Annotated in this window: 15 protein-coding genes and 1 pseudogene; 4 read left to right on the top strand and 12 right to left on the bottom strand. The window is 45.3% G+C overall.

The features are described from left to right. Window positions 1–445: 445 nt before the first annotated feature. Window positions 446–808, top strand: a complete 363-nt coding sequence (locus H5715_RS00370; protein ID WP_075188390.1) for a hypothetical protein — start codon at window positions 446–448, stop codon at window positions 806–808. Between the two features lie 1,017 nt (window positions 809–1,825). Here H5715_RS00370 and H5715_RS00375 read toward each other — a convergent pair. From H5715_RS00375 to H5715_RS00410, 8 genes and pseudogenes are all read right to left on the bottom strand, one after another. Then, on the bottom strand, window positions 1,826–2,197 hold the full coding sequence (locus tag H5715_RS00375; RefSeq protein WP_075188391.1) for a hypothetical protein: 372 nt from the start codon (window positions 2,195–2,197) through the stop codon (window positions 1,826–1,828). A 20-nt stretch (window positions 2,198–2,217) separates the two neighbouring features. Beyond that, window positions 2,218–2,631 carry a hypothetical protein gene (locus tag H5715_RS00380; RefSeq protein WP_075188392.1) on the bottom strand — a complete coding sequence of 138 codons (414 nt, stop codon included), beginning with the start codon at window positions 2,629–2,631 and terminating at the stop codon, window positions 2,218–2,220. A gap of 77 nt (window positions 2,632–2,708) precedes the next feature. Next, window positions 2,709–3,944: pseudogene (locus tag H5715_RS00385) on the bottom strand (glycoside hydrolase family 11 protein); the annotation flags it as partial. A gap of 611 nt (window positions 3,945–4,555) precedes the next feature. Beyond that, on the bottom strand, window positions 4,556–4,729 hold the full coding sequence (locus H5715_RS00390; protein ID WP_175574353.1) for a cupin domain-containing protein: 174 nt from the start codon (window positions 4,727–4,729) through the stop codon (window positions 4,556–4,558). A gap of 74 nt (window positions 4,730–4,803) precedes the next feature. Next, window positions 4,804–5,160 (bottom strand): hypothetical protein, encoded by a 357-nt coding sequence (locus H5715_RS00395; protein WP_075188393.1) that lies wholly within the window; start codon window positions 5,158–5,160, stop codon window positions 4,804–4,806. Window positions 5,161–5,207: 47 nt separating this feature from the next. Next, entirely contained in the window at window positions 5,208–6,179 is a 972-nt protein-coding gene (locus H5715_RS00400; protein WP_075188394.1) for a hypothetical protein, read from the bottom strand. A gap of 440 nt (window positions 6,180–6,619) precedes the next feature. Continuing rightward, window positions 6,620–6,799, bottom strand: a complete 180-nt coding sequence (locus H5715_RS00405; protein WP_075188395.1) for a hypothetical protein — start codon at window positions 6,797–6,799, stop codon at window positions 6,620–6,622. A 215-nt stretch (window positions 6,800–7,014) separates the two neighbouring features. Next, complete coding sequence (locus H5715_RS00410; protein ID WP_221892324.1) at window positions 7,015–7,617, bottom strand: class I SAM-dependent methyltransferase; 603 nt, start codon at window positions 7,615–7,617, stop codon at window positions 7,015–7,017. A gap of 917 nt (window positions 7,618–8,534) precedes the next feature. On the opposite strand from H5715_RS00410, the gene H5715_RS00415 reads away from it, so the two are divergent. Further along, on the top strand, window positions 8,535–9,275 hold the full coding sequence (locus H5715_RS00415; RefSeq protein ID WP_075188396.1) for a hypothetical protein: 741 nt from the start codon (window positions 8,535–8,537) through the stop codon (window positions 9,273–9,275). A gap of 803 nt (window positions 9,276–10,078) precedes the next feature. Here the strand turns inward: H5715_RS00415 and H5715_RS00420 are convergent. After that, a complete protein-coding gene (locus H5715_RS00420) occupies window positions 10,079–10,258 on the bottom strand; it encodes a hypothetical protein (protein ID WP_075188397.1) in 180 nt (59 codons plus the stop codon). Between the two features lie 361 nt (window positions 10,259–10,619). Between H5715_RS00420 and H5715_RS00425 the strand changes: the two genes are divergently transcribed. After that, window positions 10,620–11,405 carry a peptidoglycan DD-metalloendopeptidase family protein gene (locus tag H5715_RS00425; RefSeq protein WP_075188398.1) on the top strand — a complete coding sequence of 262 codons (786 nt, stop codon included), beginning with the start codon at window positions 10,620–10,622 and terminating at the stop codon, window positions 11,403–11,405. Next, entirely contained in the window at window positions 11,406–11,996 is a 591-nt protein-coding gene (locus H5715_RS00430) for a hypothetical protein (RefSeq protein WP_075188399.1), read from the top strand. A 59-nt stretch (window positions 11,997–12,055) separates the two neighbouring features. On the opposite strand, the gene H5715_RS00435 is transcribed toward H5715_RS00430, so the two are convergent. The 3 genes from H5715_RS00435 to H5715_RS00445 form a co-directional block, all read right to left on the bottom strand. Continuing rightward, window positions 12,056–12,505 carry a nucleotidyl transferase AbiEii/AbiGii toxin family protein gene (locus tag H5715_RS00435; RefSeq protein ID WP_075188400.1) on the bottom strand — a complete coding sequence of 150 codons (450 nt, stop codon included), beginning with the start codon at window positions 12,503–12,505 and terminating at the stop codon, window positions 12,056–12,058. Between the two features lie 309 nt (window positions 12,506–12,814). Next, entirely contained in the window at window positions 12,815–13,126 is a 312-nt protein-coding gene (locus tag H5715_RS00440) for a hypothetical protein (protein ID WP_083608290.1), read from the bottom strand. Window positions 13,127–14,316: 1,190 nt separating this feature from the next. Next, window positions 14,317–14,514, bottom strand: a complete 198-nt coding sequence (locus H5715_RS00445; RefSeq protein ID WP_139309888.1) for a hypothetical protein — start codon at window positions 14,512–14,514, stop codon at window positions 14,317–14,319. Window positions 14,515–14,623: the final 109 nt, after the last annotated feature.

Genomic DNA, 14,623 nt, shown 5'->3' on the forward strand with positions numbered 1-14,623 from the left:
CGAATCCATCACAGCGGAAGATACCAATAGCCGCTAAACATACATAAACTAAGTTTTGCCCCAAAAGTGCAACACGGAACATACAAACATTGAGCTGGCGCAAAGAGCCGCATCAGCCACCTTATATGCTAAAGTGCGTCAACGCAGCCAAAGAGCATCGGCCACCGTGTGGCGAACACTCAATAGCTAAATCGTTTACTGAGTAAAGCTCGGTAGGTTGATTCGTTCCCTGCTTTAAAGGCTTACTGTTGTAGCGTTTAAACGAGCGGCTATTCGATAAAGCGTTGGTATCTTTGTCTGTATCGACCCAAAGCGACCCTTGAAAATCGAGTTGCTCTGATCCATTGGTTTTGCTTTAACGGTTCTGCGGCAAGCTTCCGTGGGAAAACACGGGAACTTGTAGCCTAATAATGTTGTTAAGTAAAACGAGAAATCTGGAGGTATTTTGAAAAACCTAGTATATGTATTTGTTTCGGTATTACTGTTAGCTGGCTGTGTAAAAGTTAACCTGCTACCAGAGGATGCAGTAAAAAATAGTATTAAGGCTGGTAAAAATATATACGACGAATCTAAGCTGAAGCATAAGGGGGGTAAAAAACGAGAATATTCAAAACAGGTTTTGATATCGGACTTTCCAAATAGAGAAGAATCTGAAAAAGAGTGTTTTGATGAGTTGAAATCTAAACTTTCTTCTGAATCTAATAGTAGAGAAGCGGTTATAGTTTCTGAAAGAGCGGTTATCATTGACGGTGTTAACAATAACGTTATTGAATGTCAACTTGTTGGGTATGTTTGGTCCGGAGCTTAACAAATTGGTCAACCCGACTCGTTGTTGTGAACTCTGTTTTTCTACAGGATCGTTAGTTGTAAATATGAATTGATACATCAGCAAAACACTTCCCATATTTTAGATCTCAGTAACAATGATATTGTGTCTGATTCAAATTACTTTGGGATTTTTCGAAGTCAAGACTGGCAGTAGCACTGTTTCTATATGGGCGTTAGTGTCAGTTTTGTTAATTTTGAACTGGGTGTATTTCGATGCGGGGCATCAGAAATTCCATCGGCCGTTTAGCTTTGGTCTGTTTATACAGTTATATTGGTGGGCACTGATTCCTTGGTGTTAGGTGAAGGCCCGTGGCTGGAAAGGTCTCCTATTGCTACTATCCATTGTCTTTCTACTCCTTTCTCAAGAATTATTTTATGGGATATATAACAATTAACAACGCAACGCAGCCGCCCCTCCCTTCCGATGTTTTTTTGTGCTTACCTAAGCTACCATAAAACAGCAGATGGGGGGCAAGTCTTGCTCTTTACCTTTCGCTAGTATATTCGCCATAGCCCAATAGCAAGTGCTCGATACATACCTCATTTTCAGTACAATAATATACACTCTGACCTAAGGCCTTTAGCTGGTGGTGGTTAAACTGCCAACTTAAATGCAGTACCCATCAAACTCCCCGGTATTCTTCAGCGCTACGTCTTTACGGCTCTTTTGTGAAGCTTATTTAGACCATAGTCTTTACGCTTATTGACTATCCTCTGTAACTCAGCCAAGGGAGTAAGAGATAACTCTTTAGTTGTTGTGATTTTTATAATTGCCAGCAGTCTGGCCAGTTGCGGCGTTCAATGGAGTGTTTCGGACGTTAGGCCCGTTGGGTAAAGGCCATTACATGGCCGCCGATAGGTAAGGAAGAGGGTTGTCCGTTGTTATAAAGGTGCAGCCTTAAATAAAAACGGAGTTAAGCCGTTTGGCTGGGTAAGATAAGCAAGCGAAAAATATTACGTTAACGCGTAGCGTTGGTTCGGCCACAAAGCACTGCCTCTATTTACAGGTGCCTTCGTTACTAACGATTATATCGCCCACCAGTACATCACCTAATTTACCGTCGGGAATATAAAAAGTCGCTTCGTCGCCCTTGTCTGCTTTTCCATCGAAAGATTCTCCCTCTTTGAGGTTGGCTATATTCAACAGACGCGAGTCGGCTTTCTGTATCTCTTCACCGTTACGGTAAACCGTAAACCAGTCGTTGTTTGCGATACAGCCTTTAGAAACTGTGCCGGTAATCGCGAGCCCTTTTAATATAAGGCCTTCGAGTAACTCTATTTTATTAATGGTTGCTTCAAAATTTTGGTCGGCGTTTTGGCAGCCTGTAAAAATAAATAGTATAACGATACTAAAAAATAAATTTCTCATTTTAGTTGTCTTTTATATGGCTATTGTACTCTGCAAAAGTATTCTTTGAATTGCCAAACTGTCACGGGAATAGTGTAACAGTTATTTTCAAAGGTAAGCTCTCGCACAACGTCGCCGCGCTTTTGATGGAAATACGTTATACGTATTGAGTTTTTAGTGAGGGGTGCTATATCTGCGTTAATAAAGTTTAGTTGTTCTGGTTTTTGGTTTGCGAAGTAGGTTGTGAATGAATCATAACGAAATTCGTTAACCAGCTTGCCGAAGAATTTATTGCGGTAGGTTTTCCTTTCAGCTTCCGGTATGCCTTCCGTTGCCTCCATGCTGGCCAGCGTCATCGCTTCATTAGACTGGAATGCGCCGATATAAAAAACCTGCTCCTGCGCTATAACCGAGGGGATTACAAAAATAAATAGAAAGAAGCTTATTAGTCTCATACAAGTATAAATAGTTAAGAGAATGTAATTCTGATGGGCGGCCTGTTAAAGCCGCGCCACCAGATTAGAGTTTATTAGTTACAGCTTCCGACGGTTGTCCAGGAAGCATCACTACCGGGTACAGTGCTGGTGTACCAGTTGGCCTGATAGAGCGTGCCCTCGTAGACCATTTGATCGCCGGCGGATGCGTGATTATTGGTGCCGCCAGACCAGTCTTTGGCTGTCCAGTTAGGGTATTCGTTCACACCGCTGCAGTCCACACCGTTGCCAACAGAACTAGAGCTGCTGGAAGAAACTGAGCTGGAAGAGCTTGAGCTAGAAGAGCTAGAGCTGCTGGAAGAACTGGAGGAGCTAGAGCTGCTGGATGATGTACAGCTGGACACTACGCCGCCGCCACCGCTCTGGCTTTCACAGGTCGTACGACCGATACAGCTCTGGCTGCTTTCCCAGCCCCATCCACTGGTTTGGTTGTTACACAGAGGGTAAGAGGTGCCGTACCAGTTACACACTTCCTCACACTCGCCGTTGCTGGAAGAGCTAGAAGAGCTGGAGCTACTGGAGCTACTGGAGGACGAAGAGCTGCTAGAACTTGAGCTTGAACTGGAGCTAGAACTTGAGCTGGTACCGCTTTCGACAACAGTAACGTCTGAGCTACCACCACTTTGATACCCTTCCGTGGCCATTACCATATAGTAGAATTCGGTACCCATGTTTAAACCGGCCGCTTCCCAGGCATCGAAGTGAGCGCCAATATCGATGGTTCCACTGGTACGCTTGTTGTCGCGCACACTCCAATATTGGTAGAAAGTAGCCGTACCGTCGATAGAGGGTTGCTCTACCCGCTGGCTGCGTCCAAGTTGATAGGTGCTGCCATCAACCGTGACTGAGCCGTAGCTATCGGCACCGGAACTTGGGTTGTAATTCACCCAGTTTTCAATAATGTAGTATTCAATGAGCGGGTTTCTTGTCCAGCCGTAAAGTGCCAAATAGCTGGTGTTGTTGGCGCTGTAGCTACCCGAGTAGCTAATCGTTTTGCGGCTTCCGGGGTTCCAACCATATCCGCCTACCCAGTTGTTTGTGGCATTCGTCCAGCTGGATGTATAGCGACCGCCATCGTAAAGAGTCATCGACGCGTCGCCGGAATCTTTCCAGAAAGTATAGAAAAAGCCGCCGTTGTCACCTTCTTCGTTTTCAGATATGGTTATTTGCGCGTGGGTGCCCAAAGAAAACAGACCCGCCACAACCGATAAAAGGGTAATCGATATGGCTTTAGCCACACTCAAATACCCTGACTTAATGTCAGTTACTTTCATTCTTCGATCCTCTTGATTGCATTATGTTTATCGCTACCTGTAACTCCCCGCCAATTGAAAGCGATCAATTACTATCGAGAGAAAAGTAGCCATTTAAGAGCGTTGTAAGGGATGATTGATTGCACTGATCCCATTGGGTTGTGCTTAACTAGTTTATGTTCTTAAGGTTGTTGTTATGCTTGACCCGCATCCCGTTTCCATCACACAGCTTGTTTATTATCTTTATTGTCAGCAAGGCAGGGAACCAGTACGGAGATTGTCGTCGATTAGGCACAAAATTGTCAATTTGACAATAAGATAAGGTGCGTGCCTCAGGTGGAGCGATATTCGTTTTTATTATTACAAACTTTTCGAAAGAGCGGCAGTACGGGGGGAATTGAGACCCTGATCGCACAAGTTCTGTGAAATATACGGGCGGGCAAAGGCAAAAGGCCTATTGATTTATCGCAAATCGATATAAATAGAAAATTAAAACTAACCGCCAATAAAACACCCGCCAAAAGCACAATGCACGGATAAATCTATTGACAGCTAATGCTTTAGAATTACTTAAATATCCTTAAGAATGTGGGGCTTTTATTTTTTGGCTGCACGAATATTTTGCTTAGCCTTTACAACGCCTTGTTGATTGCTACCCGCTTTGAGTTTTCAGAGCCTACAACCTGAAGCACAACTTCACCGTTCTTCGCCCAGGTGTAGTGATCCAGACGGCTAGGCTCGGTATAGACACCACCGGCGCTAATGTCTATCACCTGCTCTTGGATAACCGTATCACCATATCCCACAACAATAGAGCCAGAGAAAACAGAAATTACTCTTTCGTCGGTATGATATGGCTCTACAGGAAAGCTCCGTGCTATTAAGCTAAAACAGCAGCGACTGAAACAACGGCTTTTACAGCCTGTGTGATCGCGCTCGTTACTTTTTCAATCTTATCTAAGTTTTCCTTAATAGATTGTCTCGCCTCTTGTGCCTTCTGGGTGGCGGCTTGAAGGTCAGCCAAGGCTTGCGTAATTTCGTCTGGGGTATCGTTCATCAAGTCATCGAGTACTTCATCGTATTGGTCGAGCAACTTTCGTTTTTCTGCCAGCAGCTTTTGACGTTTTTTGAATTCAACAGGGTTTGATTTATCCAGCAGAGGCCAAACATTATTGATAGCCGTGATGGCGTTTTGAATCTCTGTAAGCAAATCTTCTTTCTGTTTTGGTGTTGGCATTTCGTATTCCTCAATTATCTGTTAGTTCCATTTCCGGCATTGGAATCTTATTTACAGGTTAAGCCTTTATCCGCTTTTATTTCAAGATTGTTAGATTCGCAATCTAAAAACATTTCTTCGACACTATCGAAGTACTTGGCTTCAGACTTCAACGATTTAGTCGCTGCCACAAGGTCTTTACCGGTATATTTTTTGTCCTTGAGCGATTTAGCTAGTTTGCCATGAGCCATAGCCAAAGCTTTGAGAGAGCTACGTGATTTTTTAATCGCTTCAGACGTTACCTTCAGCTCACGGTAACCGTCCAGAATTGTATTTACTGCGGCTCTACGCTCATCCATAGTCAAGTTCTCCTCTGCAGCCATATACCCGTTTAAATCTGACACAAGATGTTCCTCTCGATAGGCATACAGCGCCTTCTGAACGTAACCGTTACTGAGCGTTGTATCCATAGCTTTGATAAGGTTCTGGATCTCTGTATCGGTCGTTGTAACAATTTCACGGATAGCTTTTGCCGCTTTATTCTTCGCATACAAATAACTGATCGATCCGGTAGCCTTACCCAGCGTAGACGCATCATCTTTTGAAATAAGTTCATCATCTCCGCCCAGCGCCTTATGGGCATCATTCAAGCTGAAGATGGCTGAACTCAATTCGGCGCCCGAGAGGGCATGCTTTTCTTTATCGCCGATAAGCGCAAGCTGGTGGAGAGCATTGAAATAATTGTTAAGTGCCTGGCTAGCCTTTACCAAAGAGGCGGTTTTCTTATCTTTCGCCGTTTTAAATAAGTGCTTATCAAACACCTGAAGTGAATCTAGCGTAGTCACAACATCTTGTTGGTTGATGGCCACTTCGACTTCTTTGTTAAGCCTTGAGTCATATAGCTCAGTAATAACCACATTGATACTGGCCGACAACCCGTTGGCTTGTTCGCTAAAAGCTTCGATCTGAGTGGTTGGTATGTTGCTGCATGCACTCACGGTGAGAGCCATACATAGCATAGCGGGAAAATTAAAGTTCATGCTACTTCCTTTATGAATGGTGGTTAAAAATAGACTCGATTCCCGTTAGTCTAAGCTTTAAAGAAAGGCAAGCGGCGATCAAAGAAAATCACCCCAGGCACTCCAGCTAAAGCAGGTAATATTGTTAGCCAGACTAATTCTTAATACGTCGTAATCTATCGCTTCTTACTAGACAATATAACAAAATGATTAACATGCTACACACTGCACTAAAATACGACTAACTGCCGCGTACAGCGCATTTAGAATGCGCCCACGGGCGCACCGATTCTATGTTGCAGACTTATAGTGGGTAAAAGCGAGACAGGGTTGGGCCTCAATTCGAAACTTTGGTGCCTATGCGCTAGCGCGTAAGCCCAAGCGCCTTAACAAACCCGTAGCCTTCTATTTGATTTTTATTTTTTTCGATCAGCTATAACCGAAGAGACGTTAATTTGGACTTATTCCAGGTATTTGTAAAGGCTATAAATATAGGTTGTATCCTCATTTCTAAATTGAAGTTTCAGAAAGTTGTCTTTGACATCCATCGGTAAAGCTATTCGTTCTATATCCTGATACAGGGAAGAGGTGATGTGTGCCCATGAATCAATACTAGAGGTTTTAGCAATTACTTCGCACATTCGTTGTTTGCAAACAACACTTGATAGCTCTATGTCGGCCGATTTTGGATGTGTCCGTATGGCCGATCGTAATTCGGAGAACTAATACAACGATGTTTAACAAAATTAATTTCATATAGCTCTCCTTGGCATTAATTATTTTAACACTCTAAGTTCAGGCGCGCGTTAGCGCGTATAGACGCAAAGTGGCGTTGAAAAGTTTATTGGTTATAAGATTATTCGATGGGAGTCCCAATCGCTTGTATTACCGCCGCAAGGCCATGGTGATTAATGCCCTCATGAACTTCACGCTCAAGCTCTTTAAGGTGACTAAAGGTCAAATTCGGTAGCTCGTTCGTCAGCGTTTCTTTTGATGTCATCATTTCGGCTAGGGGAGGGCCACCCGTTTTGTATTCGAGCTGTTCTGGCCTATACCCCTCTAGAAGAAACACTCCCGACGATTTAAGGCCTTGCTCAACGCGCGTAAAAACATCTTTCCGCAATTTTTCTGGCAGGTGGCACGATATGGAAACAATGCCGGCCCATTTTTTTTCGCCGAAATCAAAGGTCTGTAAATCTTCACAAATAACGTCGATCTCTACACCATTCTTTGCCGCTAACTTTTTCGCCTTTTCCAAGCCTACGCTAGAAATATCTACCGCCGTTACCGTATACCCAAGCTTAGCGAGAAATACAGAATTTCTACCTTCGCCGTCGGCCAATAAAAGCACTTTACCTTTCGGAATAGCAGCGTAATGTTCTTTTAGAAAATCATTTGGCTCCGTTCCATATACATATTGATCAGTATTGTATTCATTATCCCACATCGACTTGCTCATTTTAGTGGCTCCATAATCCCGTGTTAACTGTGGCCGAGTGCACGACATAGTGTGTTTTTGTTTATAACGGATATTTTACAAAAATTAACCGCCGTAGGAAAACCGAAAAGTAGTGGTGTAAAATGCAGCTTAAACAGAGCCGGAACATAGTGCTATAGCTTTATACTTGGTTTGAGCCTACCACGTTTTATTCATTTTTTGTGTTACGTGTTTTTTCAATACTTCGGTATTGGATGCGTAAGAATCCAGCCGAAATAGTGTAAACCCTTTCGCCAGTACTTATCCAACGGCCATTAAACGCTCACCCACGGCTTTGCCACCATTATCAAATAAATGAATTGGACGGGGGAACGCCATAAACTCTCGCCCGCAGGGGGGGGTACGGCGTGAGTGTGAGGTAAAAGTGCAATTCATAGCTGCCCCAGTGTCTGATGCTAAGCACCCACTTAAATCGACGGAATTTCGGAATTCACAAGCGTTAAATATGAACCTGCAGTAACTCGGTTCCACCGATTTCCCATCAGAATAAAAAACGAATTGGGGGTTTATATCACAAACATTCGCCCGCAGGGGCGCGCGTGTGAAGCCCCCAAGCAAAGGTTTAACGTGTGTTTGTGAGGTAAGCGCGCGATTCATATCTATCCCAGCGGCCGCTTTTACCAACCGTAATACCTGAGTGTTAGCTCACAAACTTTTGCAGCAAAAATTAATGCATTTCAAATAAACGGCAGATCTATGAAACTACCTTGCGTGCTAATCCACATTCGGCTTGCGCAGCGGGCGCTGAGATTTACTATGCCCCAGTCCGCTACGGAAGCACCGAAGAGCCTTTGTTTCGGTGCTTGACGAAGTGACCATTAGGTGCGAGCAGGGGTAGGAAGCCCGCAAACTATTTTCGACAATAAAAGGAATAGTAAATGTCCGACCAACGTGATTTTCAAGATCGTCTCTCGGCCCTTCAGGCCTTTTTCACCGAAGCCTCTAACAACTGTCCTATGCCCATTGGCATTTATGCGCAAGAAGCAGAAAACCTCTTTCACTGGGCCATGCAAGATAGCGAGACGCTCGCGGGCGCGGGCCTTGGTGCTGCCGAGCTAAACGAACTCTCCGTTCGCGTGGGAGTACTGCGCGAAGCCGAGGGCCGCTGGCAGGCGGAATACCGTGCGCAAAAAGACGCCGAAGTAGAGTGGGCCACCGAAGGCCCCAAAGCCTTCGATCTGCGCGACGAACTGCTGCGCAGCTTTCGCTACGCCTTCCGCAAGCATGACAACCTACTGAAGCGGGTCAGCAAAATTGACGAGGGCGATAGCAGCGCCGATATGATCCAAGACCTAAGCACACTCGCGGTACTGGGGCGCGAGAACACCACCCTGTTGGAAACCATTAATTTCGATTTGAGCAAACTCGACGCTGCAGCAAACAGCGCCGATACCATCGCCCAACTGCTGGCCAGAGTTAACGGCGACAGGCTAAGTGGCAACGATGGTCGCAGCCTGCGGGATAAAGCCTATACCTACCTAAAAGAAATCGTCGACGAAGTGCGAGCCTGCGGTAAATATGTATTCCACGACAACGATGCTCGGCTTAGCGGCTATTCCAGCGCCTACTTCCGTCGTAAGAAGCGCAGCCTCAGCGAAAGCAAAACGGCTGCCGTGTAAGCCGAAAGCTAAGCAAACCTCCCGAGCCCACAATCGTGGGCTTTTTTACGCCAGCGCCAAACCAAAAGCCCCAACAAGCGTACTTAAACGTCGCAATACCGCCTTGTTAATCATACAGATCGCATAAAAGGCAGGCTCCAGGAAGGGTCACCCGCCTCCAGGAAGGGTCGCCCAGCTCCAGGAAGGGTCGCCCAGCTCCAGGAAGGGTCACCCAGCTCCAGGAAGGGTCACCCAGCTCCAGGAAGGGTTCCCCCGCCTCCAGGAAGGGTCACCCAGCTCCAGGAAGGGTTCCCCCGCCTCCAGGAAGGGTCACCCAGCTCCAGGAAGGGTTCCCCCGCCTCCAGGAAGCCTCCACCCAGCTCCAGGAAGGCCTCACCCAGCTCCAGGGCGGGTCACCTGGCTCCAGGAAATCCTCCCCCGGCTCCAGGACGGGTCATTCACCTACACGGACAGCCTCCCCAGCGCCAACAAAGCCCACGCCGTTAAAAACTTAAAACCCAGCCGCAACAAGAGAAAAAGGCCAAAGGCGCTTGGCAAGCTTCAGCACCGAAAGGCAGGTGATCAAAATTTCTGCTTCTGTAAAAGCAGGAGAGGGCGGAAGGCTAAGCCGAAATTAGAGATTAATCCCCGGAGCTAATCGACAAACAAACCCACGCCAATAAATGCCCCGCCGCCGCGAGCGGCAAGGTGCTTATCGTGGTGCTTCTAGGAAGTGGTTGCTCCGAGCGCGACACCGCAGGCAGAGTGAGATATCCCTAGCGCAAGAGCCAGTAGAAACCTCAAAGCAATAGATAATTTGCCCATTATTTATTCGTCACCTTTCTAAACTCGGCAATGGCTCGAATGATATTGCGTAAATTTTTAAAGCGGACTAACGTGTTTTGATAGGCGGATTTTACCGCACCAATGCTGCTCTGGCAGGCCGCCAGAATGGATACGTAACCCAGTAAACAGAGCGTTGACAGGGATCGGTTGATTTTCATAAATAGTTACTGAGTTGAGAGTAAAAGAAGTATTTCAAAGTCTTCTGCGTAACTGGCAATAGTGGCGGCCTTGTCGGTGCCGTTAATCACTCTGCGGGCATTGATGTAGTCGATTTTGACTCGCAGAACATGATCGTAAGCTAGAGGCGCTAATGGTGTCTGTCCTGATTAGCGCCCTACGTGGGTACACTGAAGACTACTATTGTGATAATGATCGCAAAATTCTTTGAGAATGGATAACCAAGTCGACATATAATGACCCTGGTTTTAGTGTGCGTACGTGTGAGCACTATGGTTTTACTTTTAACTTAAAAAATTGCTAAACAGGTTTTTATTTATAAATAAGGAAAATTTGGTGAATATGGAGATGTTGACTGCAAGTGTAGGGAGAGGTGGCAGAAATCAGTTCAAAGATGTAGCCACGATACAAACACTAATAAATGATTGCCTTTATTTGTTAGGACCTCTATGTTTTCTGCAAGTGGATGGAAAGATAGGGGCTAGAACGATAGATGCCATCGATATGTTTCAAAAAATAGCCATGAAAATGACGAAACCAGATGGTCGTGTCGATCCGAGGGGTAAAACGTTAATGGCTTTGAATTTTAAAAAAATTAGGCCTCGTCCCCATTTAGTAACTGGCTTATTTAGAGATATATCAAAGCCATTTTTCAAAACACCGTCTGAGCCATCCTACAAATTCCCATTGGCTATGCGCCCTAGAGAATCCTATAAGACTGGAATGCGACGCTTTGGAGCAACTCGAAGCGGCGGACGTTTACATGCGGGTTGTGATCTTTATGCTCAAATCGGCACCCCGGTCTATGCAATGGCTGACGGCGTTGTTGAGACGGCAGGTTACGAATTCTATCTAGGTACATACGCCGTGGAAGTTAAACATCTTGATTTTTTAGCGCTCTATGGTGAGTTGGGAAAAGTATCTAGCCCCCTGAAAAAAGGGGCTACGGTTAAAAAAGGTCAGTTAGTTGGGAAAATTGGAAAGCTGCAAGGGCTTAATATGTCCATGCTTCATCTTGAAATGTATTCAGGTAAAGAAAATGGGCGATTAACTGTAAAATCGAATTTGCCCTATAAACGTCGTTCAGATTTGATCGATCCAACTTCAATACTAGATAAGGCAAAATAAATGCGTTTCAATTCTTCTACGATTGTCGCTCTAATAGTAGTGATGGTGTCTAGCTTTTCTTGTGGTAAAGATGTAGCGACTAAGCAAAGCCTTAAAGTGTCAAGTAAGGTAAATGCTTGGGAGCAGAAATTCGAAATCTTTGAAAATTTTATGCAGCTATCGTCTAGCTTTAAACAAGCAAAAACCGCATTTGATTTTAATGGTGATGGCAATAGTGACTACGTGTATTTTGCCGAGGTGAAAAATACTGAGTTAACCATTCCTGACTCTTTAACTGTTTATCAAGTGCAGAGTGGGGATGTTCATCCAGCAACTTTTTCTGGAGCATTACACGCGATAGCTATCGTACATGGTGGGGCGGATGAAAATATTGTCATTCATGAAGCTAGACCTATGACAAAGTTAGATGCTCCCGCTGCACTTGACCTTTCGGTAGAAAAGAGATCTTACATTGCTTCTATTGAAAATCAGGGGCCGCTTCACAGAGCAAAGGGAGACATTATTATTTTGCCAACGGGTGCTGGTATTGATACTTACATTTATTATGATGGCAATCGTTACCTCTTGTATGAGCCTCTTGAAATTCCTTAAAGAAACAGAATAACGGTACCACCAATAGGGCGAAAAAGGTGCGTGATATTTTCATTCGTTTATTGCCAGCGCCACGTGGGTCTATCCCAACCCACCTGAATAGGAATAATGGCGGAGTCTAAACTTGCTTTACCCTGAATCCTTACACCCTGGTAATCGCCTTCTTTTTTAATTTGTTCAGCCCCAAAGCTGTCTAGTTCAAACACAAAACCATTTTCTGGAACAACGTCCAGTGCGGCCAGTATTTTAAAGGTTGCTAGTCGGTTTTCTTGGGTATTATCCCCAAACCCCAGTAAGTCTAAATCACGGGTAGCTCGGTGTAGGGTGTTATTCCACACCACAAACAACCACGCGCGTTTTAACAAAAACTGATCCTTAAATACACTAATACTCAACCGATACAACAAGCGTTGTAGGGCATACTGCGCGAGCAAAGTATTAAAATTAACGTTTTGTGCCTTGGCAGTATTTAACAAACGTCCCTTAATGCTTTTGGCGATGTCTTTCATTGTATTTCTCCCTGCCTTTCCATCATGTCCAATCCTATTGCTTAAGCCACCAGCATTTCAAAATGTGGCTGAATGACGGTGGCGATCCGTGGTTGCAATCTGCATCAGCTCGTCGGAGCTAAAGCGTTGATCTCGCCAGCCTTCCTTTAGGGCCTCCAGGGCCACTTTGCTACGCATGCGAAAGCAATTCACTATGGTTTTTGCCGGGGAATACACCTTTACCTAACGCCCTCAATTCTATGCCGCTCAATGCTTTGCTCATAAGCCACGCCGGAATAATAGTGGTAGCGCACTGGTGGGTAGGCGAGTTTAGGTATGCGGTCGCGGGCCTTCACTGCAAACCACATGGGTCCCCATATTGTGAAAGGCCAGTGCGGAGATCAAAGTGACTACGCCCAGCCGAACCTGCGCGGCAAACAGTGCCAAATCATGGTGCTCGGTAATATCTGTAACCGGCAGCCGATAGCGGCCACGGGCAATGCGCTGGATCAAACCTCTCCTGGTCATGCGCTCGCGGGTCATGCCAAGGGCTGCTAGATCCGCAGCCCCTGTGGCGCCACACATTCGCGCCAATTCAATAATATTTGCCTCGTTTTCATCCGCTTTTATGGTACCTTCCAAATCTATTCGCTTCCACAAATCGTTGTTACTTGGCTGTAAGTAGCTACCGTTTGAGATGCGATAAGAAGAGATGCGGTCTTTTTCCAAAAAAAATTTTGGGAGGTAAGTGGGTGTAAGGGTGGGGGCGCTAAAGCGTTGCTCGGGTTCACGGTTGTGTGATCCAAATCTAGGAGGTGACTAATATGGTTAACGCGCATGTCCTAATAAACGGGGTGGAGGGGGTAATTATTTTTGCGAACTCGAGCTGGGTGAGGCGGCTCCTGGCTAGGCGGTAATAATCGAACATACGTTGGCACTCTCTGAAAGTCGTTGCCGTTTAGCCGTTAGTGGCTTCCAGGTTGCCGAAGGGCTATGTGTGTGAAGCTAAGCCTAAGGTAGAGAGCGTTGTAATCAATTTTGTTTCCTATTCTGATGAATCAGTGAAAAACAAGTACGGCGTTCAGGTGTATAAATCTGGCGAGGCGTTGCTTGAGTTCACCGGTGGTACTAAACAGCCGCACACGGTTTGGCGGAGTTTATATTCGGGTGAAGTAAAGGGCCGTGATGACAATTGCTGTGTTGGCATAACTGTAGTTCGCTTATTATTCCTTGAGCGCTTTCTAGAGGCTATCTGCTGTATTGAATTCCGGTATTTTCAAAAGTGGAGTTACTGAACGGGGGGGCTTATCGTTCGCAGGATAGCCATGATAGTGGTGTGGAAGAGCCTAACGGTGTTAAGCCTTTAAAGGTTGCTTATCGTGCCTGTCCTAATAGCGTTCCAACTAGCAAGCGATCGCCCAACTATTGTTTCTCGTCAATTAAATGCACCTACCAATATTTCTTTCTAGTGTCACTGCTTAGACAGGCATAACAAGTAATCCGATATTTGCCTACAAACCTCGGTCAGCTATCGGTCAAAAGCGAACATTCAAGTGAAAGGCAAGTATCAAGATCTAACCCCATCTACCTCTGGTAATAACGCCTCAAGCGTATCGAATAATTCCGGTGCAGTTAATACGTTAAAAAACTAATAGCATCTCGATGAAACGCTTCTTTCTGAATGATTTTTTGTTGATGCTGCCGACGGTTATGCTTAGCATTCATTGGAGCTGGCCCTTTGGTGGCAGTGGCATCTTTGGCGAGGTAAAGCTCCACCATTGGACCAGCTTTTCTGCTTTTAAATCAATTAGTTGTATCTAAGTAAGTGCCATTCAGGCCTGACCCCACTTATTTCTTCGTGTAAACAACGCGTTTAAGTAACCCTTTCTATCGAGGTTGTATACGGTTGCCCCCAGGTTTGGGTCAGAACGAATGAGCCGTATAATACGCACTTCATCTGCAGAAGAAACATGCAGGTCTGTGGCTGAATATGAAAGCAGACTGATGATTGCATCGCTATAAGTGGTCACTAACTTGCTCCCGAGAGTCGTTTTTATTGTATTTTCGCGTGCCGCGTATTATTTGCTATCTATTAAAGGAGCAGTTTTATAATGGACCATTTTTCCCTAATACACTATG

The sequence above is a fragment of the Teredinibacter haidensis genome, from assembly GCF_014211975.1.
Lineage (GTDB): Bacteria > Pseudomonadota > Gammaproteobacteria > Pseudomonadales > Cellvibrionaceae > Teredinibacter > Teredinibacter haidensis.

Excerpts from the sequence above, each read along its gene's own strand:
- H5715_RS00375 (WP_075188391.1), bottom strand. The coding sequence starts at position 2,197 with ATGAGAAATTTATTTTTTAGTATCGTTATACTATTTATTTTTACAGGC.
- H5715_RS00380 (WP_075188392.1), bottom strand. The coding sequence starts at position 2,631 with ATGAGACTAATAAGCTTCTTTCTATTTATTTTTGTAATCCCCTCGGTT.
- H5715_RS00395 (WP_075188393.1), bottom strand. The coding sequence starts at position 5,160 with ATGCCAACACCAAAACAGAAAGAAGATTTGCTTACAGAGATTCAAAAC.
- H5715_RS00400 (WP_075188394.1), bottom strand. The coding sequence starts at position 6,179 with ATGAACTTTAATTTTCCCGCTATGCTATGTATGGCTCTCACCGTGAGT.
- H5715_RS00405 (WP_075188395.1), bottom strand. The coding sequence starts at position 6,799 with ATGTGCGAAGTAATTGCTAAAACCTCTAGTATTGATTCATGGGCACAC.
- H5715_RS00410 (WP_221892324.1), bottom strand. The coding sequence starts at position 7,617 with ATGAGCAAGTCGATGTGGGATAATGAATACAATACTGATCAATATGTA.
- H5715_RS00415 (WP_075188396.1), top strand. The coding sequence starts at position 8,535 with ATGTCCGACCAACGTGATTTTCAAGATCGTCTCTCGGCCCTTCAGGCC.
- H5715_RS00420 (WP_075188397.1), bottom strand. The coding sequence starts at position 10,258 with ATGAAAATCAACCGATCCCTGTCAACGCTCTGTTTACTGGGTTACGTA.
- H5715_RS00425 (WP_075188398.1), top strand. The coding sequence starts at position 10,620 with ATGGAGATGTTGACTGCAAGTGTAGGGAGAGGTGGCAGAAATCAGTTC.
- H5715_RS00430 (WP_075188399.1), top strand. The coding sequence starts at position 11,406 with ATGCGTTTCAATTCTTCTACGATTGTCGCTCTAATAGTAGTGATGGTG.
- H5715_RS00435 (WP_075188400.1), bottom strand. The coding sequence starts at position 12,505 with ATGAAAGACATCGCCAAAAGCATTAAGGGACGTTTGTTAAATACTGCC.